At 47.9% G+C, this 21759-nt stretch carries 19 protein-coding genes; 12 read left to right on the top strand and 7 right to left on the bottom strand.

Features of this window, described 5'->3' with window-relative positions; translation table 11 throughout:
* Nucleotides 1–63 precede the first annotated feature (63 nt).
* Nucleotides 64–996, bottom strand: a complete 933-nt coding sequence (locus Q1A41_RS12020; RefSeq protein ID WP_299979116.1) for an isochorismatase family protein — start codon at nucleotides 994–996, stop codon at nucleotides 64–66.
* Nucleotides 997–1079: 83 nt separating this feature from the next.
* Between Q1A41_RS12020 and Q1A41_RS12025 the strand changes: the two genes are divergently transcribed.
* Nucleotides 1080–1982 carry a LysR family transcriptional regulator gene (locus Q1A41_RS12025; protein WP_299979119.1) on the top strand — a complete coding sequence of 301 codons (903 nt, stop codon included), beginning with the start codon at nucleotides 1080–1082 and terminating at the stop codon, nucleotides 1980–1982.
* 224 nt (nucleotides 1983–2206) lie between these two features.
* Here Q1A41_RS12025 and Q1A41_RS12030 read toward each other — a convergent pair whose 3' ends face one another.
* Entirely contained in the window at nucleotides 2207–2812 is a 606-nt protein-coding gene (locus tag Q1A41_RS12030; RefSeq protein ID WP_299979122.1) for a TetR/AcrR family transcriptional regulator, read from the bottom strand.
* An 86-nt stretch (nucleotides 2813–2898) separates the two neighbouring features.
* On the opposite strand from Q1A41_RS12030, the gene Q1A41_RS12035 reads away from it, so the two are divergent.
* Complete coding sequence (locus tag Q1A41_RS12035; protein WP_299979125.1) at nucleotides 2899–3813, top strand: glutathione S-transferase family protein; 915 nt, start codon at nucleotides 2899–2901, stop codon at nucleotides 3811–3813.
* A gap of 343 nt (nucleotides 3814–4156) precedes the next feature.
* Here the strand turns inward: Q1A41_RS12035 and Q1A41_RS12040 are convergent, their stop codons facing one another.
* The gene (locus tag Q1A41_RS12040; protein WP_299979127.1) at nucleotides 4157–4783 is read right to left on the bottom strand and encodes a TetR/AcrR family transcriptional regulator; all 627 of its coding nucleotides are present in this window, start codon (nucleotides 4781–4783) and stop codon (nucleotides 4157–4159) included.
* A 416-nt stretch (nucleotides 4784–5199) separates the two neighbouring features.
* Here Q1A41_RS12040 and Q1A41_RS12045 point away from each other — a divergent pair, with 416 nt between their 5' ends.
* The 8 genes from Q1A41_RS12045 to Q1A41_RS12080 all read left to right on the top strand — a co-directional run bounded on the left by Q1A41_RS12045 (nucleotide 5200) and on the right by Q1A41_RS12080 (nucleotide 15279).
* Nucleotides 5200–6054 (top strand): 3-keto-5-aminohexanoate cleavage protein, encoded by an 855-nt coding sequence (locus Q1A41_RS12045; protein ID WP_299979130.1) that lies wholly within the window; start codon nucleotides 5200–5202, stop codon nucleotides 6052–6054.
* A gap of 45 nt (nucleotides 6055–6099) precedes the next feature.
* Nucleotides 6100–6975, top strand: coding sequence for an SDR family oxidoreductase (locus Q1A41_RS12050; RefSeq protein WP_299979133.1), 876 nt, complete (start codon nucleotides 6100–6102; stop codon nucleotides 6973–6975).
* Nucleotides 6976–7020: 45 nt separating this feature from the next.
* Entirely contained in the window at nucleotides 7021–8634 is a 1614-nt protein-coding gene (locus Q1A41_RS12055) for an acyl-CoA carboxylase subunit beta (RefSeq protein WP_299979136.1), read from the top strand.
* Nucleotides 8635–8668: 34 nt separating this feature from the next.
* Nucleotides 8669–9826 (top strand): acyl-CoA dehydrogenase family protein, encoded by a 1158-nt coding sequence (locus tag Q1A41_RS12060; protein ID WP_299979139.1) that lies wholly within the window; start codon nucleotides 8669–8671, stop codon nucleotides 9824–9826.
* Between the two features lie 14 nt (nucleotides 9827–9840).
* On the top strand, nucleotides 9841–10653 hold the full coding sequence (locus tag Q1A41_RS12065) for an enoyl-CoA hydratase-related protein (RefSeq protein WP_299979142.1): 813 nt from the start codon (nucleotides 9841–9843) through the stop codon (nucleotides 10651–10653).
* 62 nt (nucleotides 10654–10715) lie between these two features.
* Nucleotides 10716–12722, top strand: a complete 2007-nt coding sequence (locus Q1A41_RS12070) for an acetyl/propionyl/methylcrotonyl-CoA carboxylase subunit alpha (protein WP_299979145.1) — start codon at nucleotides 10716–10718, stop codon at nucleotides 12720–12722.
* 14 nt (nucleotides 12723–12736) lie between these two features.
* The gene (locus tag Q1A41_RS12075; RefSeq protein WP_299979147.1) at nucleotides 12737–13564 is read left to right on the top strand and encodes an NAD(P)-dependent oxidoreductase; all 828 of its coding nucleotides are present in this window, start codon (nucleotides 12737–12739) and stop codon (nucleotides 13562–13564) included.
* Between the two features lie 131 nt (nucleotides 13565–13695).
* Entirely contained in the window at nucleotides 13696–15279 is a 1584-nt protein-coding gene (locus Q1A41_RS12080; protein ID WP_299979150.1) for an AMP-binding protein, read from the top strand.
* Between the two features lie 607 nt (nucleotides 15280–15886).
* On the opposite strand, the gene Q1A41_RS12085 is transcribed toward Q1A41_RS12080, so the two are convergent.
* Complete coding sequence (locus tag Q1A41_RS12085; RefSeq protein ID WP_299979153.1) at nucleotides 15887–16237, bottom strand: 50S ribosome-binding protein YggL; 351 nt, start codon at nucleotides 16235–16237, stop codon at nucleotides 15887–15889.
* A 277-nt stretch (nucleotides 16238–16514) separates the two neighbouring features.
* Between Q1A41_RS12085 and putP the strand changes: the two genes are divergently transcribed.
* Nucleotides 16515–17942, top strand: a complete 1428-nt coding sequence (putP, locus tag Q1A41_RS12090) for a sodium/proline symporter PutP (RefSeq protein WP_299979156.1) — start codon at nucleotides 16515–16517, stop codon at nucleotides 17940–17942.
* 218 nt (nucleotides 17943–18160) lie between these two features.
* Here putP and fghA read toward each other — a convergent pair whose 3' ends face one another.
* The 3 genes from fghA to Q1A41_RS12105 all read right to left on the bottom strand — a co-directional run bounded on the left by fghA (nucleotide 18161) and on the right by Q1A41_RS12105 (nucleotide 20563).
* A complete protein-coding gene (fghA, locus tag Q1A41_RS12095; protein WP_299979160.1) occupies nucleotides 18161–18994 on the bottom strand; it encodes an S-formylglutathione hydrolase in 834 nt (277 codons plus the stop codon).
* A gap of 12 nt (nucleotides 18995–19006) precedes the next feature.
* Entirely contained in the window at nucleotides 19007–20113 is a 1107-nt protein-coding gene (locus Q1A41_RS12100) for an S-(hydroxymethyl)glutathione dehydrogenase/class III alcohol dehydrogenase (RefSeq protein WP_299979161.1), read from the bottom strand.
* 147 nt (nucleotides 20114–20260) lie between these two features.
* The gene (locus Q1A41_RS12105; RefSeq protein ID WP_299979164.1) at nucleotides 20261–20563 is read right to left on the bottom strand and encodes a cytochrome c; all 303 of its coding nucleotides are present in this window, start codon (nucleotides 20561–20563) and stop codon (nucleotides 20261–20263) included.
* Between the two features lie 525 nt (nucleotides 20564–21088).
* On the opposite strand from Q1A41_RS12105, the gene Q1A41_RS12110 reads away from it, so the two are divergent.
* Nucleotides 21089–21655 carry an RNA polymerase sigma factor gene (locus tag Q1A41_RS12110; RefSeq protein ID WP_299979167.1) on the top strand — a complete coding sequence of 189 codons (567 nt, stop codon included), beginning with the start codon at nucleotides 21089–21091 and terminating at the stop codon, nucleotides 21653–21655.
* The last annotated feature ends 104 nt before the right edge of the window (nucleotides 21656–21759 follow it).

The following is a 21759-nucleotide window of genomic DNA, read 5'->3' on the forward strand; positions in this document are numbered from 1 at the left end:
TTCCTATGCCGGGGTCAGAACCCATGGGTTCTGACCCCACTCTGACCCCACTACAGGCACTTATTAAACGCTAGCCAAATACTCTTCGGCAGTCATCACCGCACCATAAGCAAAACCCAAAGCCGCCATCATAGTATTATGCACTTGCTCACCAGTGACACCCGCCGCTTCAATCGTAGGCGCTGCACAAGCATCTGCAATAATGGTGCACTCATAACCTGCATCACTGGCATGACGAGTTATCGCATCAATACACATTTGCGACATAGCGCCGGTAATTACTAATTTCTTAATGCCTTTAGCAATCAGCAAATCTTCCAGCTCGGTATCTTTAAAACTGTTTACCGCCGATTTGATGACCACTGGCTCGCCGTTGGCAGGGGTTACGCTGCTGTGAATTTCATTGCCATTACTTTCGGGGGCAAAAAAGCCTGCCGAATCATCGTTAAAAATATGACGAATATGAACCACTGTTTGTTGCTGCTGGCGAAAGTGAATAAGCAGCTCAGCCGCTTTATTTGCCGCCGCCGCGGTATTTTCTAAAGGCATGGCACCGCCTTCAAAGTAATCGTTTTGCAAATCGACAATTAATAAAGCGGTGTTTAATGCATCGTCATGTGCCCGGGCTTCGTTAACCGCCACGATGCTGAAGTCATCTTCAACTAAACGCCATACCCCATCGGCTTCTTTTTGCCACAATTCTTTGCTGATAAAACCACTGCCCACATTCATCGACCAAGTCGCCGATAGCACAGCGCGATCTTCACCTTGGGCATGAATTTTTACATTGCGATATTGCAAATCGCCGGGCTTTGCCTCATCCACAAAAGCCTGCCAAAACGCTGCAATCGAGTTGCGTCCGGCAAACTGGCCATGGGGATAAACCTGCATGGTGGCTTCAGCGCTATAGGTGTTAGCGCACACTTCTAGCTCACCTCTATTAAATGCTGCGATCCAGGCCTGGCTGGCTGCCATTACTTCTTGTTGGATAGTCATTTTGATCCCCTTTGAAAGATGTCTTTGTGGGGCACATTGTATTAATATCCATAAAGCAAACAATTAGGGATATATAGAACTGTATGTTCATAAATAGCGAACAAATAGATAAACGTAAGCTGAGTTATCGTATGCTCGTGCTGTCCCAGGTAGCACTGCAAGGCTCCTTTACCAAGGCCGCCGCAGAGCTTGGCCATACTAAATCGGCTATTAGTGCCTATATCAGCGAGCTAGAGCTGATGCTTGGGCACCGCCTGCTTAATCGCAGCACCCGTCGTTTATCGCTTACTCCGGTGGGCGAGCGGTTTATTGAATATTGCCACGGTATGGATGATTTGATGCGGCGAGGCTTGGATGAGCTAAGGGCACTGGATGACGTGCCCAGCGGCCGAGTGGCTATCACCGCGCCCCATGCTTTTGAGGATGACATTATCGGCCCCGTCATCGCCGATATCTGCCAGCAGTATCCAGAGCTGGAACCTGAAATTATTTTCAGCGATGAGCGTTTGGATTTACTGCAAAACAAATTGGATCTGGCGATTACTGTAGGAGAGTTATCCGATAGTAATTATCGTGCAATTCCATTGGGGGAAATGAATTCAATTTTAGTCTGCTCACCCAAGTGGCAGCATCAGCATAAGGTAGAAGAAATTGAGCAGCTCAGTAATATTAAAAGAATTACCCCTAATTGGCGGCAAGATTTTATTTTAGAAAATATTCACGACAAACAGCGCTTTGATTTAAAAGGCGGCTCTCAGATTGTAGTCAACACGCTAACAGCTGTGATCTCTATGTGTATTATGGGTAGTGGCAGTGCGCTGGTGCCCGAGGTGTTTGTGCGCAAAGCATTGCAGGCGGGTAAGCTGATACAACTGCTGCCCGATTGGCAGGGTGAAACAAGGCCCATATATGCCGTGCATGCTTATGAAAAGCAACTGCCTTTTGTGCTGAGGTTGTTGGTTGAGGGCTTGCGGGAGCGCCTATAGATTTCGGCTTCGATATGGGGTCAGATCCCTTGGGATCTGACCCCGCTTTATTGCACTTATAAACAACACAAGGGTCTGACCCCACTTTATGGCACAGAATAATTTATCAAGCTGCTGCTTTTAAAAAGCACTGGCCTTTGGATGGTGTTTTTTAAGGATTAGTGAGCCCATGAAGATCTCGACTTCGAATGGGGTCAGATCCCGCGGGATCTGACCCCGGGGTTTTAAAACCACTGTTCGAGGTAAAAGCGTTTTAATTCGCTTAGATATTTTCTATCTTGGCCGGCCCTGGCTCGAACAGCCAAGGTATGCAATGCCCCCTGCACGGATGCCGCCATTAGCTTGCAATTTGCATCGCTACTTAATTCACCATTTTCCTGCGCCTTGCGAAAACGGCTTTCCAGGCACTCATCAATTGACTCAATAAACTGAACCAAATCGGCTTTAATACTTGGGTGAACAATAGAATCAGCAACCGCCGTACAAGCAATAAAACAGCCCTTTGGCTGCACGCCCTCACAGTAAACATCCAACCCCTGCTCTAAAAAAAGATCGATATCTTCTCTCAGCGTTCGCTCCGAATCACCTAGGGCCTTTACCTGCTCTATCACCTGCTTGCCAAAGAGCTCTAAAGACAATTTATAGATAGCCTCTTTGTTGCCAAAGGCGCGATAGATGCTGGGGCGGTTCATATCCATAGCATCGACCAAATCATCGTACGAGGTTCCGTCAATACCGCGGCACCAGAAGGTTGTCATAGCCCCCGTTAGGGCTTGTTCATAGTCAAATTTGCGCGGCCTGCCTCGATGTCGTTTAGCGTCCTCAGACATATTTTTGTACCAACTATTAACATATTCCTGATTTTGACATATATTATTGTACTGATCATTACAAAATTAAAGACAGGAGGCCCAAAGTGCCAAAGATTAGCGAACATTCCAGTGATATTGTCCCTTTACTGCAAGGCATCCACCTATTCCATGACGACATCGCCCCTTGCGCGCAAAGGGTGCGTTTTGTTCTTGCTGAAAAAGGCCTAGCTCGTAACCCCGACACTAAATTCGATGATGTCAGCGCAGCGTCTCTAGTAGCAGCTGAAGGAAGTTGGAATAGCCGAATAGTCTCGCTGATAAGGAAGGATCAATTTACAGAGGCCTATTCTGCCATTCAGCCCAACTTGGTAATTCCTGCCCTTGTGCACAATGGCGAGTTGTACACCGAATCGATCGATATTATTGAGTACCTAGATAGTATTTTAGCGGGAGAGCGCTTAGTGCCTTCACAGGATGATCCACGTTATGAAGATTTTCACTATCTAACAGAGCTTGGCAAAAAACTGCATTGGTCGATAAGACATGTTACTTATCGCTGGGGCGGGGTTGGTAAGCTCAATGCCAAAGAACAAGACAAGGTGGAATCATTATTAAAGCGCGGGCGAGACGAAGAAAACCTTGCTGAATTTTATCGCGATTTTAATCAAGGGAAGATTAGCCAAGAAACCTATGACGAGCATTTACGTGCTATCGGGCAGGGCTTTGATGAGTTAGCAAAACGCCTTAACGATGGGCGACCGTTTTTAACGGGCCATTCATTGACGATTGCCGATGCGATTTGGGCCATGAAAGTTATCCGCTTGGAAGAAATGGCCTATCCGACGAATGAATTACATCCAGAGGTATCTAAATGGTTTGCTAGGATTGCTGCACGGCCATCTTATGAAACCTTAGTAAGTAACTATCGCGTGTTGCGCCGGGTTTTTAAGGTTAAATCGTGGCTAGAGAAAAAACTAGGAACAGGCTTGTATTGGGCCGCGAAGAGAGTTGCTTCATAAAATGCTGGAGTGCTTGTAGATCGCGACTTCGATCTGGGGTCAGATCCCTTGGGATCTGACCCCGTTTTGTGGCACAGGGTAATTTCTCTAGCTATTGCTTATAGAAAGCACAGGCCTTTGGGGTGGTTTTTAATAAAGGGCTGGTGGCGCGCTTGTAAATCTCGGCTTCGATCTGGGGTTAGATCCCTTGGGATCTGACCCCGTTTTGTGGCACAGGGTAATTTCTCTAGCTATTGCTTATAGAAAGCACAGGCCTTTGGGGTGGTTTTTAATAAAGGGCTGGTGGCGCGCCTGTATATCTCGGCTTCGATCAAGGGTCAGATCCCTTGGGATCTGACCCCGTTTAGCTGGGTAGTGCTGCAGTTAGTGACACTTGTTCTACTAGTTCATCTAGGGAGTAATCACCATCCAGATGGAACCAGTTCGCTGTCTCTGCCAAGGCACCACGTAAAAAGTGTCGCAAGAAAAAAGGCTCGACTTTAATTAAGCCTTGCTCTTTCGCCTCGGCATAAACACCACGATGAAACGCTTCATATTCATCGCGCAGCTTCAGCACTTCTTTTTGACTCTCCTCAGAAAGATAGCGCCACTCTGAAGATAGCAAGGTAAAACCAACTCCGGTAAAACCATGAATAGCTTCTAACTCACAACGCACCAAGGCGCGAAAACGCTTAGGTATACTCGCCTCACCTTCGATGGCGTTACGCATACGCGCTAAAGCCAAATAAATGGCTTCGCTCATCACCGCCAAAAGAATACTTTCTTTATTGGGGAAGTGATGAAAAATACTGCCCGATAAAATACCCACTTCGGCGGCGATATCTCTAACCGTGGTGCGTGCAAAGCCTTTTTGTTTGAACAGCGTTGCCGAAGCGCTTAACAGCCGCCCCTTTGCAGAGTCAGGATCGGTGATGACACCATCGGCCACTAATGCGGGAATTTCAGGCAGTTCGTTTAATGCACTTCGCACAATGTATCCTATCTATCCAAATTCGAATTATGTGATGACTTCAAACCCGCCCCACATAAGATAACTCACTAAATCAGCCAAGCATTATAAAGCAAGCCAACTCTAGACTAAGCCTCAAAAGGCCCAAGAATAAGCGGCAGCGCTAAAGCCACCTAAGAGATGACCAATTAGCCTTAGCTAGTATCTAAGCGCCAAATTGACCAAAGCGCTCAAGGCTATTTCCAATTGCTACCTAAAAGCCGACTCAAGCCCAGTTGTCACGAAAAATTCCAGCTCCCGTATTGACAACCAAGCGCTCGCTTGGTTAATGTTGCCATTATCAATACCAAGCGCTTGCTTGGCAAGTAAAAACTACCACAAGCGATCAATTTTTAAACAGATAGATACCTAACAAAAGACAATAGCGGGAGCCAACCATGTCTAATAAGGCCGTAATTACCTGTTCTCTAACTGGCGTATTAACCGATCCTAAGCAGCATCCAGTACCTGTTACCGTAAAGGAAATGGCCGATTCTGCTCGTGACGCCTATAACGCCGGTGCAGCGTGTATGCATGTTCACTTCCGTAAACAGGAAGAAGGCCAAGGCCATATGCCTAGCTGGGAGCCAGAAGTTGCCCTTGCTATCTCTGATGCCATTCGCGAAGCCTGCCCAGATGTGATTCTAAACTTCTCTACTGGTGTTCCAGGTCGTAAGCAAGAAGGCCCAATGGCTTGCTTGCGCGCAGGCAAGCCAGAAATCGCCGCCATGAACTCCGGTAGCTTGAACTACCTAAAAACCCGCTCTAATGGCACTTGGGCATGGCCACCGATGTTGTTCGACAACCCAGTAGAAAAGATTCAAGAAATGCTGGATTGCATGAAAGAAACCGGCACTCGCCCAGAGTTTGAGTGTTTCGACGTAGGTATCGTGCGCTCTGTAAACATGTTCCAAGACGTAGGTATGGTTGAAAAAGCTCACTATAACTTCGTTATGGGTGTAGCTTCTGGGATGCCTTGCGACCCTCGCCTACTTGAGCTTTTGGTGGATTACATGAAGCCTGGCTCACAGTGGCAGACTACCTTAATTGGCCGTCAGGAAATTTGGGATTGTCACCGTAAAACGGCCGAGCTAGGCGGTAACCTACGTACTGGTGTTGAAGATACCTTCTTCCTACCTGATGGCAGCCGCACTACTGGTAACGGTCAATTGATCGAAGCCCTAGCCAATGTCGCTCGCGAAGCTGGCCGTGAAGTGGCTAGCCCGCAAGAAGCTCGCGAAATGTTCCTATAAGCCTTATCGAAAGATAAATTGTCATTCGCTAATTAGGAGCAAAAAATGAGCTACCAATCTACCCTAGCCGCCGGCAGTTTTGCCGGCCAAACCATTGTCGTTACCGGTGGCGGCAGCGGCATTGGTCGCTGCACCGCCCACGAGCTGGCCAACCTTGGCGCTAAAGTTGTACTACTTGGCCGTTCGGTGGAAAAACTTGAGAGCACCGCCGAAGAAATCAAAGCCGACGGCGGCGAAGTGGAATGTCATAGCATTGATATTCGCGATGAAGAAAAAGTCACCGAGGTCATCGCAGAGATTCTCAAAAATAATGAGCGCGTGCATGGCCTGGTAAACAATGCCGGTGGTCAATTTCCTTCACCTTTAGAAGCCATCAGCCAAAAAGGGTTTGAAACCGTAGTTCGCTCCAACTTAGTGGGTGGCTTTTTGATGGCCCGCGAGCTTTATAAGCAGCACTTCCAAGCTCATGGCGGCAATATCGTCAATATCACCGCCGATAATCTCAACGGCATGCCGGGTATGGGTCACTCTGGCGCTGCTCGCGCAGGCATGGAGAACTTTACCAAAACCGCCGCTTGGGAGTGGGGCCGCTATGGCGTACGTGTGAATGCCGTAGCCCCTGGCTGGGTAGCCTCTTCTGGTTTTGACACCTACCCAGACTGGATGAAAGAAAGCATCCGCAACTTAAAAAATCATGTGCCTTTAGGTCGCATCGCTAGCGAAGCCGAGATTGCCTCGGTGCTGTGCTTTTTATTAAGTGAAGGCGCTAACTTTATTTCTGGCCAAATTCTTCGCGTCGATGGCGCCGCCAGCATGGGCTCAGCACCGGCTGTTTTCCCATTGCCACCGGGCAAAGTCGAAAACACCAGCACTTATAATGGCTTCCACCGCGCTGAATTGCCCGAAGTTCTAAAAGACTAGCAGCCTGTAAAGCTAAAACGGGAACAGGATTTAGAGAAAAAACTTATGCCTATTATTGAATCCCAGATCGATGCTCATTCTGATGAGTTTGCACAAAACCAAGACGCCATGCAGGCGGCAATGGATGTTGTGCGCGAAATTGAAGATAAGGTTTACCAAACCGAAGTTTCTAAAAAAGAACGCTATGCCAAGCGTAAAATGATTTTACCCCGCGAGCGTTTAGCGAAGCTGCTAGACCCAGGCGCCCCTTATCTAGAGCTGTCCTCTTTGGCCGGCTATAAAATGTTTGATGATAAAGATGGCACTGGCGCAGGCGCAGGCTCCATCTGTGGTATTGGTTATGTATCTGGCGTGCGCTGTCTGGTGCGTGTAGATAACTTCGCCGTAAAGGGCGGCACCATTACCCCAATCGGTTTGGAAAAAGCGCTGCGCATGCAGCAGATTGCTTTTGAAAACAAATTACCTAGCGTTACTCTGGCGCAAAGTGGTGGCGCCAACCTAACTTACGCCGCCGATACTTTTGCCTATGGTGGTAAAGGTTTTGCCAACCAAGCGCGCAAATCAGCCGCGGGCATTCCTCAGGTTACTGTGGTACACGGTAGCGCTACCGCCGGTGGTGCTTATCAGCCGGGTCTTTCCGATTACACCATTATGGTTCGCAACCAAGCCACCATGTATTTGGCCGGCCCCCCATTATTGAAAGCCGCAACCGGTGAAATCGCTACTGACGAAGAGCTGGGCGGTGCCGAAATGCACACCAGCGTTCCAGGTACTGGTGAATACCTAGCAGAAGACGATGCCGATGGTATCCGTATCGCGCGTGAAGTCATGGCAACCCTACCCTGGAACCAACAGCTTCCAGTAATGAATAAGCCAGATTTTAAAGAGCCGCTATACAGCCCTGAAGAGCTGCTAGGTGTGGTGCCTGCAGATTCTAAAAAGCCCTACGATGTGCGTGAAATTATTGCTCGCCTTTCCGATGGTTCTGAATTCCTAGATTTTAAAGTGGAATACGATCAGCAAACCGTTTGCGGTCATATGTGGATCGAAGGTCAAACCGTTGGTGTTATCGGCAACAACGGCCCAATCACTGCCAATGGCGCAACTAAAGCCGCGCAATTTATTCAACTGTGTGAGCAAAGCAATATTCCTATTTTGTTCCTGCACAACACCACCGGCTTTATGGTGGGTACCGAATCTGAACAGGCCGGCATTATCAAACACGGCTCTAAACTAATTCAGGCCGTAGCTACTGCCAGCGTGCCTAAGATCAGTATCGTAGTCGGCGGCTCTTATGGTGCCGGTAACTACGCTATGTGTGGTCGAGGTTTTGATCCTACCTTTATTTTTGCATGGCCTAACAGTAAAACCATGGTTATGGGCGGCGCCCAAGCTGGTCAGGTTTTGCGTATTGTTGCCGAAGCCAAAATGAAAAAGATGGGTCAAGTTGATGAAGACATGCTAGACGGTTTAGAAAAACAAACCGCCGATATGCTAGAAGCTCAATCGACTGCCCTAGCCTGTACAGCACGCATGTGGGATGACGGCATTATCGATCCGCGCGATACCCGTAAGGTATTGGCCTATACCCTAGATATTTGCCGCGAAGCTGCTGCACGCCCATTGAAGAAAAATACTTTTGGTGTTGCTCGTCTGTAAGCAAACCAACAAAAAATTTTAAGGATTAACGAACATGTTATACAACGAACAACACCATGAAATCATGCGCACCACAAAAGCTTTTGTGGAAAAAGAAATCAACCCTTACGTAGAAGAATGGGAAGAAGCAGGTATTTTCCCAGCGAAAGAGCTATTCAAGAAAATGGGCGCACTTGGCCTATTGGGTATTGCTAAGCCAGAAGAATACGGCGGCATGGGTTTAGATTACAGCTACCAGATTGCCTTCTCTGAAGCACTGGGTTCCGCCCACTGCGGTGGCGTACCAATGGGTATCGGTGTACAAACCGATATGGCCACTCCTGCCCTAGCTAAATTTGGTAGCGATGAGCTACGCCGTGAGTTTCTAGCCCCAGCCATTGCCGGTGATATGGTGGTTTCCATTGGTGTATCTGAGCCGCATGCCGGTTCTGACGTTGCCGCCATTAAAACTACCGCTCGTAAAGATGGCGATGATTACATCATCAACGGCACCAAAATGTGGATCACCAACTCCACCCAAGCCGATTTTATTTGCTTGCTGGCCAACACCTCTGACGACAAGCCTTATGTGAATAAGTCTTTGATTGTTGTGCCTACGAACCTGCCAGGCATTAGCTTCTCTGATCGTTTAAACAAATTAGGCATGCGCTCTTCCGATACGGCGCAGATCTTCTTCGACAATGTACGTGTACCGCAACGCTACCTAATTGGTGAAGAAGGCCACGGCTTTACTTACCAGATGCTGCAGTTCCAAGAAGAACGCTTATTCGCAGCAGCCAACGGTATCCTAGGCCTAGAACAGTGCATTGAAGAAACCATTAATTACACCCGCGAGCGTCAAATCTTCGGTAAATCCGTATTAGACAATCAAGTGGTTAATTACCGTATGGCTGAGCTACAAACTGAAGTTGAAGCTCTTCGCGCGCTAACCTACAACGCCGTTGAAGGTTATATCAATGGTGAAGACGTAACTCTAAAAGCCTCTATGGCCAAGCTAAAAGTGGGTCGCTTATCCCGTGAAGTGACTGACGCTTGTTTACAGTACTGGGGCGGCATGGGCTTTATGTGGGAAAACCGCATCGCTCGCTTCTACCGTGATACTCGTTTGATTTCTATCGGCGGCGGCGCCGACGAAGTAATGCTTGGCATTATCACCAAGCTTATGGATATCTCACCACGTCATAAAAAATAAAGCTGGAGACGAACATGAGTACTGAACTACCACAGTGCAAAGAACTGATTGTTGAGCAGCAAGATCATGTTTTATACATGACCATTAACCGCCCAGAACGCCGCAACGCCATGACCTTAAGCATGGTGTCGGAAATGATGGCGGTATTTGAAGCCCTTAAACCACGTCGCGATATTCGCGCCGTGGTATTTCGTGGCGCTGAAGGTCATTTTTGTGCCGGCGGTGATTTGAAGGATATGTCGGGTGCGGGCGAAGCCGCTGCAGCTGGCGATCCCGATGCCTTTTTCAAATTGAATCGTCACTTCGGAAAAATGATCACCCTGGCTAATCAAATTCCCCAAGTATTAATTACCGCCCTAGAAGGCGCAGTAATGGGTGGTGGCTTTGGCTTGGCTTGTATTTCGGATTGGGGAATTGCCCACCCAAGTGCACGTTTTGCTCTGCCAGAAACCAGCATGGGTTTGCCGCCAGCACAGATCGCTCCGTTTGTAGCAGCGCGTATTGGTTTAACCCAAGCTCGCCGTTTGGCGCTATTTAATGTGCGCATCAAAGCCGAGGAGGCTAAAGAGCTAGGCATTGTGCACAGTGTTGCACAGGATGATGCAGATTTTGAGGCCCAAATAAAAGCGGCTGTTGAACAAGTTAAACAGTGTGCACCTGAAGCCAATGCCGTTACTAAAGCCTTGTTATTACGGGTTGGTAAAGAAGACCACGAAGCCCTACTTGACGATGCTGCCCGCAAATTTAGTGATGCAGTGACCCAAGGTGAAGGGCCGGAAGGCACCATGGCTTTTGTCGAAAAGCGCAAGCCAAAGTGGGCTGAGTAAAAGTATATAGACAAACTTTTTATTGAAGCACTGTAAAGAACAACTCACGTAGAGTGAAGATTATGTCTGAACAAAACGCAATTAATACTATCTTGGTGGCCAACCGCGGCGAGATTGCTTGCCGCGTGATTCGCACCGCCAAGTCTTTGGGCTATCGCACTGTGGCTGTCTACTCACAAGCCGATGCCAATGCCCTGCACGTTCAAGCGGCTGATAAAGCCGTTTGCATTGGTCCTGCTGAAGTCGGCCAATCCTATTTAAATATGCCGGCCATATTGGATGCCGTTAAGCGCAGCGGCGCTGATGCAGTCCACCCTGGCTATGGCTTTATGTCAGAGAACGCTGAGTTTGCTGATGCCTGTAGCGCCGCTGGTGTAACCTTTATTGGTCCACCGGTAAAAGCTATTGACATGATGGGCAATAAGCGCCAAGCGAAACTGGCTATGCTGGATGCTGGCGTGCCTTGTATTCCAGGTTACAGCGGCAGCGATCAAAGCGACGACACCATGGTTCGCGAAGCGAATGAAATTGGCTACCCAGTAATGATCAAAGCCACCGCCGGTGGTGGTGGTCGCGGTATGCGTATCGCCCATAGCGAATCGGAAATGCGCGAGCTGATTGGCTCAGCTCGCTCTGAAGCGGAAAACGCTTTTGGTAATGGCGAAATTATTTTAGAAAAAGCCATTGTTGAGCCACGCCATATTGAAATCCAAGTATTTGCTGATAAGCACGGCAATTGTGTTTATCTAGGCGAGCGTGACTGCTCTATTCAGCGTCGCCACCAAAAGGTGGTGGAAGAAGCTCCCTCCCCTTTCGTTACGCCTGAATTGCGTAAGGCCATGGGTGAAGCGGCGGTTCGCACCGCACAGGCTTGTGATTATGTTGGCGCCGGTACGGTAGAGTTCCTGGTAGACCACGAGCGCAACTTCTACTTTCTAGAGATGAATACACGCTTGCAGGTTGAGCACCCGGTTACTGAATTAATTACCGGCACCGATTTGGTAGCTTGGCAAATTAAAGTAGCGGCTGGTGAAACACTACCGAAGAGTCAAGACGAGATTCAGCTGAATGGCCATGCCATGGAAGTTCGCTTATACGCTGAAGATCCGCGTCAAAACTTCTTGCCACAAACCGGTGATGTTGCCCTATGGCGTCAAGCCGATGGCGATGGCCTGCGCTGTGATCATATGTTGGCTGACGGTCAAACCGTATCGCCTCATTATGACCCAATGCTAGCTAAGATGATTGCTTGGGGCGAAGATCGCGCCGATGCCACCCGCCGCCTAAAGCGTATGCTAGAAGATTCCGTATTGTTTGGTGTTGAAAACAACCGCCACTTCTTAGCCAAGGTTATTGATAACAATATCTTTAAAGCCGGCGGTGCAACCACTGCTTTCTTGGCAGATCATTTCGCTGAAGATGCCAGCATGCAGGCTCTTAATGCGGCCAGCGAAGATTGGGCATTGGCCAGCATGATTTTATCGGCCAGCAATAGTGCACAGCACGATAGCCGCTCAAACTGGAGCAGCTTTGAGCATCACAGTGGCAATTACAAGCTTCGCCAAGGTGAAAACCTTGCCGATGTTACCCTGCGCAGCAATAGCCGTGGCAGCACCATCGCCGGTGAAGTAGTGATCCTACAAGCCGAGCAAGAAGCCGCGACTGTTAACAATCTAGAGCTCATCAGTATCGAAGATAACCGCGCCTTGTTTAGCCGTGACGGCGTGCAGCAAAGCTGCTGGTTTGCGGTAGAAAGCGGTAACTTATATTTGGCCAGTGACAATGGTGATTTGTATTTTGAAGATATCTCTCGCCTACCGGCCCTAGGTGCTGATCAAGCAGGCTCGGGTCAAATTAAAGCGGTAATGGATGGCGCCATCGTCGACATTAAAGCCAATGTGGGTGACAGTGTTCAAAAAGGTGACTTAATCATGGTGATGGAAGCCATGAAGATGGAACACCCAATGAAGGCTGATGTCGATGGAGTAATCACCAGCATTAATGTTCAGGCTGGCGATCAGGTGAAATCCAAACAATTACTGGCTGAAGTTCAGCCCAATGAAGAGTAAGGAGTAAGGTCACCATGTCAAATCTAAAAGGTAAAACGATTTTTATCACCGGCGCTAGCCGGGGCATTGGCCGTGAGATCGCCTTACGAGCTGCCAAAGATGGCGCCAATATTGTCATCGCTGCAAAAAGTGATGAGCCGCATCCAAAGCTTCCGGGTACTATCCATACAGTAGCCGAAGAAGTGCGTGCAGCTGGCGGCCAAGCTTTGGCTTTAAAAGTTGATGTACGCGACGAAGCCCTAATCAATGAAGCGATGGATAAAGCCGTCGCTGAGTTTGGCGGTATCGATGCGCTAATCAATAACGCTAGCGCGATCAACCTAACGAATGTGCAAGCCACCGAGTCAAAGCGCTTCGATTTAATGCATAGCATTAATACCCGCGGCACCCTGCTTTGCTCAAAAGCCGCCATTCCGCATTTAAAGAAATCCGATAACGGCCACATTATTACCTTGTCGCCGCCGATTAATTTAAACAAACATTGGCTCGGTGGGCATATTCCTTATACCGTGACCAAATACTCGATGTCACTAATGACATTAGGTATCGCCGAAGAGCTTCGCGCTGATGGTGTAGCGGCTAACTGTCTATGGCCCAAAACCACTATCGCAACAGCGGCAGTAGAGTTTGCTATCGATGGCAGTCTACTTGCCAAATCTCGCACACCGGAGATTATGGCCGATGCCGCTTATGAAATTCTTATCAGTGACAGCAAGCAGCTAAGTGGCGAAACTATTATTGATGAAGATATTCTACGCGAGCGTGGTTATGAAGATTTCAATAAATATTTAAATGACCCTGAGTGTACTGATCTATTTATGGATCTATTTGTAGACGCTTAAATACTTTATTGCAGGCTACAAAACAAAACCCGAGCGCTTAATGGCGCTCGGGCTTTTTGCTTTTAACAGATGTTGCTCGAACTGTGAAAAGTTAGAAAAGACAAATACATATAATAACGGAGCCAAACGCGATGACCGACAGCAGCCTAAACCAAAATATCATTGAACGCGTCGCCATGGGCGATATGCTACGCCGCCGCAGCCGTGACAGTGGCGATCAACCGGCACTAGTTGATTTCCCAGGTGGTGAGCGACGCGAATATACCTTTGCTCAGCTTAACAGCCGAGTAAACCAAATGGCCCACGGCCTGATAGCTAAAGGCATTAAGCAAGGTGAAAAGCTTGCCTTAGTTTCCAGTAACCGCAGCGATATGGTTGTTACCTACTTTGCCTGCTATAAACTTGGCGTTGTGGTTGTGCCCATTAACTTTATGCAGGGTGCCGATGATATTCGTTACAACCTGGAGCACAGTGAAACCGTTGCCGTGGTTTACGAAAATATTCTTGCCGATATCATTCGCCCAGCTATGGCAGGCAATGATGCGATCCGCTTAAGCGTACAAATCGGTGCCGAGCAAGGTGATGCCGATTGCAGTATGGAGGCCTTGATTGACGGTCAAAGCGATGCGGAAATTCTTGATCGCGTGATCAATGATCGCGACACCGCCCATATGATTTATACCTCAGGCACCACATCTCGCCCCAAGGCCGTTGAGACTTCTCACCTAGCTTTGATGATTGCTGCATTAACCGGCGCACTAGAACTTGAGGTAAAAGAAGGCGGCTGCATGTTGCTCATCTTGCCGCTGTTCCACTGTGCTGCCTTATCCATGTCATTCCCAACCCTGCTGCGTCGTGGCAGCATCGTTATTCATAGCAGCTTTGACCCAGCGGCCGCTTTGGATGCCATCGAAAAAGACAAGGTAGATAACGCCACACTATTGCCAATGATGTGGAACGCTCTTACCGCTTACCCAGGCGTGGAAGAACGCGATCTCTCTTCATTTGATTTGGGCATTTACGCCATGGCCCCAATGGATGCTAAGAGCTTGCAAAGAGTACGTGATGTATTCGGCTGTAAAATGCATCTCGGTAGCGGCCAAACCGAATTTGCTCCAGCCGCTTGCTTGTTCCTAGATAAAAGCCCTACCGAATTTGGTGAAGGTAATTACTGGGGTAAGCCGGTAGCGACGGTAGAGCAGGCCGTTATCGATGATGAAGGCAATGAAGTACCACAAGGCGAAATCGGCGAAATCGTCTGGCGCGGTGCTCAGGCCATGAGCGGTTACTATAAAAACCCAGAAGCCTCAGCCGAAGCGAGCCAATTTGGTTGGCACCACAGTGGCGATTTAGGTTTGATTGATAAAGAAGGCCAGTTGCTGTTTGTGGATCGCAAAAAAGACACCATCAAATCCGGTGGCGAGAATGTATCTTCCATGAAGGTGGAGCAGTCATTGCTATCGTTTGGCGGCATTATGCAGGCCGCCGCATTTGGTGTGCCTCATCCTCACTGGGGCGAAGCCGTGTGCGCCTGTGTTGTACCAAGTGGCGAGAAAGAATTGGATGAAGAAACAATTATTAATCACTGTAAACAGGAGCTAGGCGGCTTTGAAGTGCCAAAGAAAGTCTTTATCGCCGAAGCGCTACCAATGACAGGGACTGGCAAAGTCAGAAAAGTAGAACTGCGCCAGATGCATCAAAACCTGTTCTCCTAATGCCTAACGGGGTCAGAACCCATGGGTTCTGACCCCACACCGAAGCCGCCTCACTCAAAACTACCAAGCAATTCTCACACTAACACCAAGCTAAATCGCATACCTCGACAAGCCCAACTACCCACACAAACAAAAACGGCCCCGAAACGGGGTCAGAACCCAAAGGTTCTGACCCCACATCGAAGCCGCCTCACTCAAAACAACCAAGCAATTCTCACAGTAACACCAAGCTAAATCGCATACCTCGACAAGCCCAACCACCCGCACAAACAAAAACGGCCCCGAAACGGAGTCAGAACCCACGGGTTCTGACCCCACATCGAAGCCGCCTCACTCAAAACTACCAAGCAATTCTCACACTAACACCAAGCTAAACCGCATACCTCGACAAGCCCAACTACCCGCACAAACAAAAACGGCCCCGAAACGGGGTCAGAACCCAATGGTTCTGACCCCACATCGGAGCCGCTTCACTTAAAGCCACAGGCTAACTCGTCAAAAGCACCAAGCTTAAACCTAGTAGATCTCGAAAAGAATCCAAATAAATATCTATAGGTCGATGGCTTTGAGTTGGGGTCAGAAGCTATCGCTTCTGACCCCGATATCATTAGGCTAGCTCACGCTTGCCATAGAAGGCGTCCATCAAACCACCTACTTCTACGTTCTCTGCAATTGCCTGCGCGTCTAATGCCGCCTTAACCGCAGCGATATCTTCTTCAGTTGCAGAGCCATAACGCTCTCCAGAAGTCACAATACCGTAGAAACGGCCATCACAATCACCCAAGTTAACGTACAAATCACGAGAGCCAATCACTTCAACCAACGCATCGAAGAACTGATCGTATTCTTCCTGAGACGCCTCTTTAACATCACAAGCAAACTCAAAACCCTGGATAGCAAACTCATCCAAGTACAATTTTTTACGCAAACGGCGGTTGCGTTTTGGAGCATCACTCATCTTACTGACCTTTATAAAAAATAAACCTGTACAGCGCCTAAGCCTTAGTCTAGGCCCTATACCTTGAAAATCGGCGCCATTATAACTAAGTTGCAAGAGGATTGTTGCCTCTGGCTGATGAAACCCTATATCTTGCCGCTACAGCCCCCTCTGAGCTTATAAAGCCCTTAAATCAAGCCTGCCCCCCAACGAATCTTAGGAAGCCGTTTTCCAAGCTGGACATTTGCCAGCTCGGCAAGTAAAAAGAGCCCACACTAACTATAAAAGCTCTATTCTTATGCTAGAACTCAACTCCGCAGTCATTATCACTTTCGTGCTGTATTTGGCCGTTATACTTGGCATAGGCATCTACGCCTGGCTAAAAACCCGCAATGCTAGCGATTACTTCTTAGGCGGCCGTAATCTATCGCCTTTTGTTGCAGCAATCAGTGCCGGTGCCTCGGATATGAGTGGCTGGGTACTCTTAGGGCTACCAGGGGCTGCCTATCTATCTGGCCTGGATAATCTTTGGATCGCCCTTGGCCTATTAATAGGCGTAGCAGCAAACTGGATGCTGTGTGCCAAACCATTGCGACAAGCAAGCCAAGAGCTGGATGTGGTCACGCTACCAAAATATTTACAGCAAAAGTTTGATCCAAGCGGACGCGTTCTACAGGCGATTGCCTCTATCTTTATTTTATTGTTCTTCTTGTTTTATGTAGCAGCCGGACTCATCGGAGGCGGCAAGTTGTTTGAAGCGGTATTTGGCTTAGATTATTACTGGGCCGTTATTGTGGGCACCGCCATCGTCATCTTTTATACCTTGTTTGGTGGTTTCTTGGCGGTTTCCTGGACGGATGTATTCCAAGGCTTGCTGATGTCTGCGGCACTGTTAATGGTGCCTATCGCGGTTATGAACAATGCTGGCGGCATTGATCCCTTCTTTGCCGAGATCGATAAAATTAACCCGCATATGCTGAACCCCTGGACTGATAAAAATGGTGAAACATTAAGCGCTATCGCCATTATTAGCTTAATGGGTTGGGGCCTGGGGTATTTTGGTCAGCCTCATATTTTGGCTCGCTTTAAAGCTATCGCCTCAGCGGATCAGGTAAAAAGTGCCACCCGTATTGCGTTAGTGTGGACCTTCTTTATCTTTGTCGGGGCTATTCTTATAGGCCTTGCTGGTAATGTGCAATTCGCCACGCCGATTGATGATAGCGAAAAAATCTTTATGGCTTTGGTTAGTGCCCTCTTTCATCCTTTTGTTGCCGGTATCTTATTGGCTGCGATTTTAGCGGCAATTATGAGTACAGTGGATTCCCAGTTGCTGGTTAGCTCTTCTGCGCTGGCTGAAGATCTCTATCCAGTGATCCGAAAAGAGCCACTAAGCCCAGAGCAGCGTTTACGTATCGGGCAATATGCGGTTGCGGGCTTGTCTATCTTGGCGGTTCTTTTGGCGATGGATAAAAACAGCAAGGTATTGGATGTGGTGTCTTATGCTTGGGCTGGCCTAGGCGCCTCTTTAGGCCCGGCTATTTTGTTGAGCCTGTACTGGAATGGCATGAACAAACACGGCGCCTTAGCGGGTGTTATTGTTGGTGGTTTAACGGTAATTATTTGGGCTCAGTTTAAGCAGGATTTATGGGGTCTATATGAATTAATCCCCGCCTTTGTATTTTCATTTATCAGTATCTTGCTGGTAAGCCGCGCCACTTCAAAATAAACGGCAGTGGGGGGGCGCCCCGCCGCCGGGGTCGAAACCTCATAGGTTCCGACCCCACGTCGAAGCCGTTAGCTTTAAATCCTCACCTAAAGTATCGAGTTAGCAAGAGCAATCACTTGCAAAGCATTCGCCTCAAGACTTCTTCAGATTAATTACCAGTTGTGAGAACTCGGCTTCGATAGGGGTCAGAACCCATGGGTTCTGACCCCAGTTTTGAATTACTTTAAAAAACGAGAATGGAAGCGTAGATGCTCTTCAATAAAACTAGCGATAAAAAAGTAGCTGTGGTCGTAACCTGCATGCAGGCCATACTCCACATCAACCCCCTCTACTTTTGCAGCCGCCAAAAATAATTCTGGCTTTAACTGCTCCTGCAAAAAGTTATCCGCTTCACCTTGATCAATTTTGATGGGCAGTTTCCAACCGCGCTCTAACATTAGGGCTGTTGCATCATATTCTTGCCAGGCGGTTTGATCGACCCCCAAGTAACCCGCCAAAGCTTTATGCCCCCAAGGACACTGGCTAGGCGCACAGATCGGCGCAAAGGCCGAAACACTGCGGTATTGCTCTGGGTTTTTAAGCGCGATGGTTAATGCACCATGGCCACCCATTGAATGCCCCATAATTGAGGTGCAGCTCAAATCTAAAGGCAATTCAACTAATAAGCGTGGTAACTCATGTACAACATAATCGTACATTTTATAGTGCTGATCAAAAGGCGCTTGAGTGGCATTAAGATAAAAGCCTGCACCTAAACCAAAGTCATAAGCTGCACTTGGATCATCGGGCACTTGCTCGCCACGAGGGCTGGTATCCGGGCAAACAATAGCGATACCCAGCTCAGCGGCCACTCGTTGCGCTCCTGCCTTGGTAACAAAGTTTTCATCCGTACAGGTTAAACCCGACAACCAAAAAACCACCGGCACCACTTCGCTCTGTGCTTGCGGTGGTAAATACACCGAAAACACCATATCGCAATCTAGGCAGCTAGAATTATGTTTGTACTGGCGCTGCACGCCGCCAAAACTCATTTGTTGACTCACCAATTCCATATCGCTAACGCCTTAGTAGAGAATAACTGAACGAATACTTTCGCCTTTATGCATCAAATCAAAGGCTTTATTGATATCGTCTAGCGGCATGGTATGGGTAATCATATCGTCGATATTAATTTTGCCATCCATATACCAATCAACAATTTTAGGTACATCGGTACGACCGCGAGCGCCACCAAAAGCTGTGCCCTTCCAAGAGCGGCCAGTTACTAACTGGAACGGTCGCGTTGAAATTTCCTGGCCAGCACCAGCAACACCAATAATATAAGATTCACCCCAACCTTTATGGCAACACTCCAAAGCTTGGCGCATAGTATTTACATTACCGATACACTCAAAGGAATAATCCGCACCACCAGCGGTTAGCTGAATAATATGATCCACCACATTTTCTACATCTCGCGGATTAATAAAATCCGTCATGCCAAATTGAGCAGCTAACTTTGCTTTCTCGGGGTTAAGATCAACACCAATAATTTTATTGGCACCTACCATCTTGGCACCTTGAATTACATTCAATCCAATGCCACCCAAACCAAACACAACGACGTTAGCACCAGGTTCTACTTTCGCGTCGAAAGCAACTGCGCCAACCCCTGTGGTAACACCACAGCCGATATAACAAATTTTCTCGAAAGGTGCGTCTTCACGAACTTTTGCCACAGCGATTTCTGGCAACACAGTATAATTAGAAAAAGTAGAGCAACCCATATAATGCAAAATAGGCTGGCCATCTAAAGAGAAACGGCTGCTGCCATCAGGCATTAAGCCTTGACCTTGAGTTTCGCGAATGGATTGGCAGAGATTGGTTTTAGGATGCAAACAAAATTTACACTGACGACACTCCGGGGTGTACAAAGGAATAACATGATCGCCTGGTTTTACGCTAGTAACACCAGCACCCACATCAACAACAACACCAGCCCCTTCATGGCCTAAAATCGCTGGGAATGCACCTTCAGGATCGTCTCCAGATAAAGTAAAGGCATCGGTATGGCAGACACCTGTTGCTTTAATTTCAACCAACACTTCACCGGCCTGCGGGCCCTGTAAATCAACATCCACAACTTGCAGGTCTTGCCCTGCTGCAAACGCCACGGCTGCACGTGTTTTCATCGCTAATCCTTACATCAATTATCATCAAAAGCTGACTATAGATGACTTAGCGGGAAATAACACTAGAGGGGAATTAAAATGTGTTTGAAAACACAGAGAAAGAAAGAATGGAAAGAAAGGTGGCGGGTATACACCCGCCAATTAAGCTTACTTCAAGCTAGCGTAGTAGGCGGCTACATTTGCCATATCGGCATCCGACAACAATGCCGCTTGTGCTTTCATAACAGGATCTGGGCGCTTGCCAGATTTAAAGTCTTTCATTTGCTTGAGTAAATACTGTTCTTTTTGACCCGCCAAATTAGGGTACAAAGGAATCGCGCTAATACCATTGGCACCGTGGCAAGCGGCGCAAACCGCGGCTTTTGCCTTACCTGCTGCAGGATCAGCAGACATGGCCAGTGGCGCTACAGACATGGTGGCACCTAAAACAACTAGGGCTAATTTCTTCATGGATTACACTCCGTTTATCAGACATATCACGTTGAGCACTACGCTTAAGGTAATACTCATCACAGGTACTACTCATTTTTAGATATGCGGTTCCAGCTAATGCCTGCCGCAATTATTAGTAATCATGCATATTCAGTATAACGAGCTAGCCTGAATGGTAACATGCTGGCCACTCCAAGAGGATAAGTTCAAAGCTTTGCCCAAAACCCCAAGCTAGAGCTGCCCATAACTATTGTAATTTTAGACAATCTGCAAAGATTTGACCCACCTCAAAGTGCCCACATTTAAAAGCTTAATTAATAGCACTAATCTGCCCAACTGCTGTAGAGCCTAAGCTTTGCTTTTGCTATGATGGCTCGATAGGCCAATAATAAACATGCGCAAACCTCCATCATTTAGTGCAAATTTTAAACAACAGGCCAACACCGCCAAAAGCGGGAAGAATAAGAGTAAAGAATGTACAGATTGAGTTGGCGTACGGCCAAGCAATCCTTATTATTCAAGACCTATGTTTGCTAGGGATTAATGAGTAACAACAACAAAAGCAATAGCTCCGAAGGCAAGTGTCCAGAAAAAAACAAGACTATTCTGGAACAGTTGTTTAACGAACATGCTCCGGGCTTGATTAGATTTCTTGCCCGTAAAACGCGCAACCACGAAGATGCTGAAGATATTGCTCAGGGTGCCTTCTTGCGCATTCAAAAACTCGAAAACCTCGATAAACTCGACAACCCTCGGGCCTACCTTTACCAAACCGCCTCTAACCTAGCCATCGACCAGCTGCGCCGGGCCAAACTACATCGCGGTTATCTGCAGAGCGAAACCCCGACCGCACCGGAAATCGAAGAATCTTCTGGCAACTATGTTGATCAAGCCACCCCAGAAAGGCTGCTATCAGCGAAAGAAGAGCTTGTTCAGATTGAAGAAACTATTTCTGACCTGCCCTTTAAAGCCCGTCAAGCCTTCTTACTTCATCGCACCAAGGGCTTAGCCTACAGCGATATTGCCAAAGAAATGGGCGTCTCAGTTAGCTCTGTTGAAAAGTATATCTTGCTCGCTTTGCGACAATGCCACCAAGCTTTAAAGCACTAAACTTCCCTTCAAATCTGCCGTTAGTCTCACCGTTAATCCGACTCACCGAGAAAATTCAATTTTTTTGAATTTAATAATGCGGAAACTGTCATATTAACCGTCTA

This window comes from uncultured Pseudoteredinibacter sp. (genome assembly GCF_947502065.1).
Lineage (GTDB): Bacteria > Pseudomonadota > Gammaproteobacteria > Pseudomonadales > Cellvibrionaceae > Pseudoteredinibacter.

What these genes read in the sequence shown, in the direction of transcription:
- Q1A41_RS12050 (WP_299979133.1), top strand. Translation starts at nt 6,100, where the DNA reads ATGAGCTACCAATCTACCCTAGCCGCCGGCAGTTTTGCCGGCCAAACC.
- Q1A41_RS12060 (WP_299979139.1), top strand. Translation starts at nt 8,669, where the DNA reads ATGTTATACAACGAACAACACCATGAAATCATGCGCACCACAAAAGCT.
- putP (WP_299979156.1), top strand. Translation starts at nt 16,515, where the DNA reads ATGCTAGAACTCAACTCCGCAGTCATTATCACTTTCGTGCTGTATTTG.
- Q1A41_RS12085 (WP_299979153.1), bottom strand. Translation starts at nt 16,237, where the DNA reads ATGAGTGATGCTCCAAAACGCAACCGCCGTTTGCGTAAAAAATTGTAC.
- Q1A41_RS12045 (WP_299979130.1), top strand. Translation starts at nt 5,200, where the DNA reads ATGTCTAATAAGGCCGTAATTACCTGTTCTCTAACTGGCGTATTAACC.
- Q1A41_RS12055 (WP_299979136.1), top strand. Translation starts at nt 7,021, where the DNA reads ATGCCTATTATTGAATCCCAGATCGATGCTCATTCTGATGAGTTTGCA.
- Q1A41_RS12100 (WP_299979161.1), bottom strand. Translation starts at nt 20,113, where the DNA reads ATGAAAACACGTGCAGCCGTGGCGTTTGCAGCAGGGCAAGACCTGCAA.
- fghA (WP_299979160.1), bottom strand. Translation starts at nt 18,994, where the DNA reads ATGGAATTGGTGAGTCAACAAATGAGTTTTGGCGGCGTGCAGCGCCAG.
- Q1A41_RS12080 (WP_299979150.1), top strand. Translation starts at nt 13,696, where the DNA reads ATGACCGACAGCAGCCTAAACCAAAATATCATTGAACGCGTCGCCATG.
- Q1A41_RS12075 (WP_299979147.1), top strand. Translation starts at nt 12,737, where the DNA reads ATGTCAAATCTAAAAGGTAAAACGATTTTTATCACCGGCGCTAGCCGG.
- Q1A41_RS12110 (WP_299979167.1), top strand. Translation starts at nt 21,089, where the DNA reads ATGAGTAACAACAACAAAAGCAATAGCTCCGAAGGCAAGTGTCCAGAA.
- Q1A41_RS12020 (WP_299979116.1), bottom strand. Translation starts at nt 996, where the DNA reads ATGACTATCCAACAAGAAGTAATGGCAGCCAGCCAGGCCTGGATCGCA.
- Q1A41_RS12070 (WP_299979145.1), top strand. Translation starts at nt 10,716, where the DNA reads ATGTCTGAACAAAACGCAATTAATACTATCTTGGTGGCCAACCGCGGC.
- Q1A41_RS12030 (WP_299979122.1), bottom strand. Translation starts at nt 2,812, where the DNA reads ATGTCTGAGGACGCTAAACGACATCGAGGCAGGCCGCGCAAATTTGAC.
- Q1A41_RS12105 (WP_299979164.1), bottom strand. Translation starts at nt 20,563, where the DNA reads ATGAAGAAATTAGCCCTAGTTGTTTTAGGTGCCACCATGTCTGTAGCG.
- Q1A41_RS12025 (WP_299979119.1), top strand. Translation starts at nt 1,080, where the DNA reads ATGTTCATAAATAGCGAACAAATAGATAAACGTAAGCTGAGTTATCGT.
- Q1A41_RS12065 (WP_299979142.1), top strand. Translation starts at nt 9,841, where the DNA reads ATGAGTACTGAACTACCACAGTGCAAAGAACTGATTGTTGAGCAGCAA.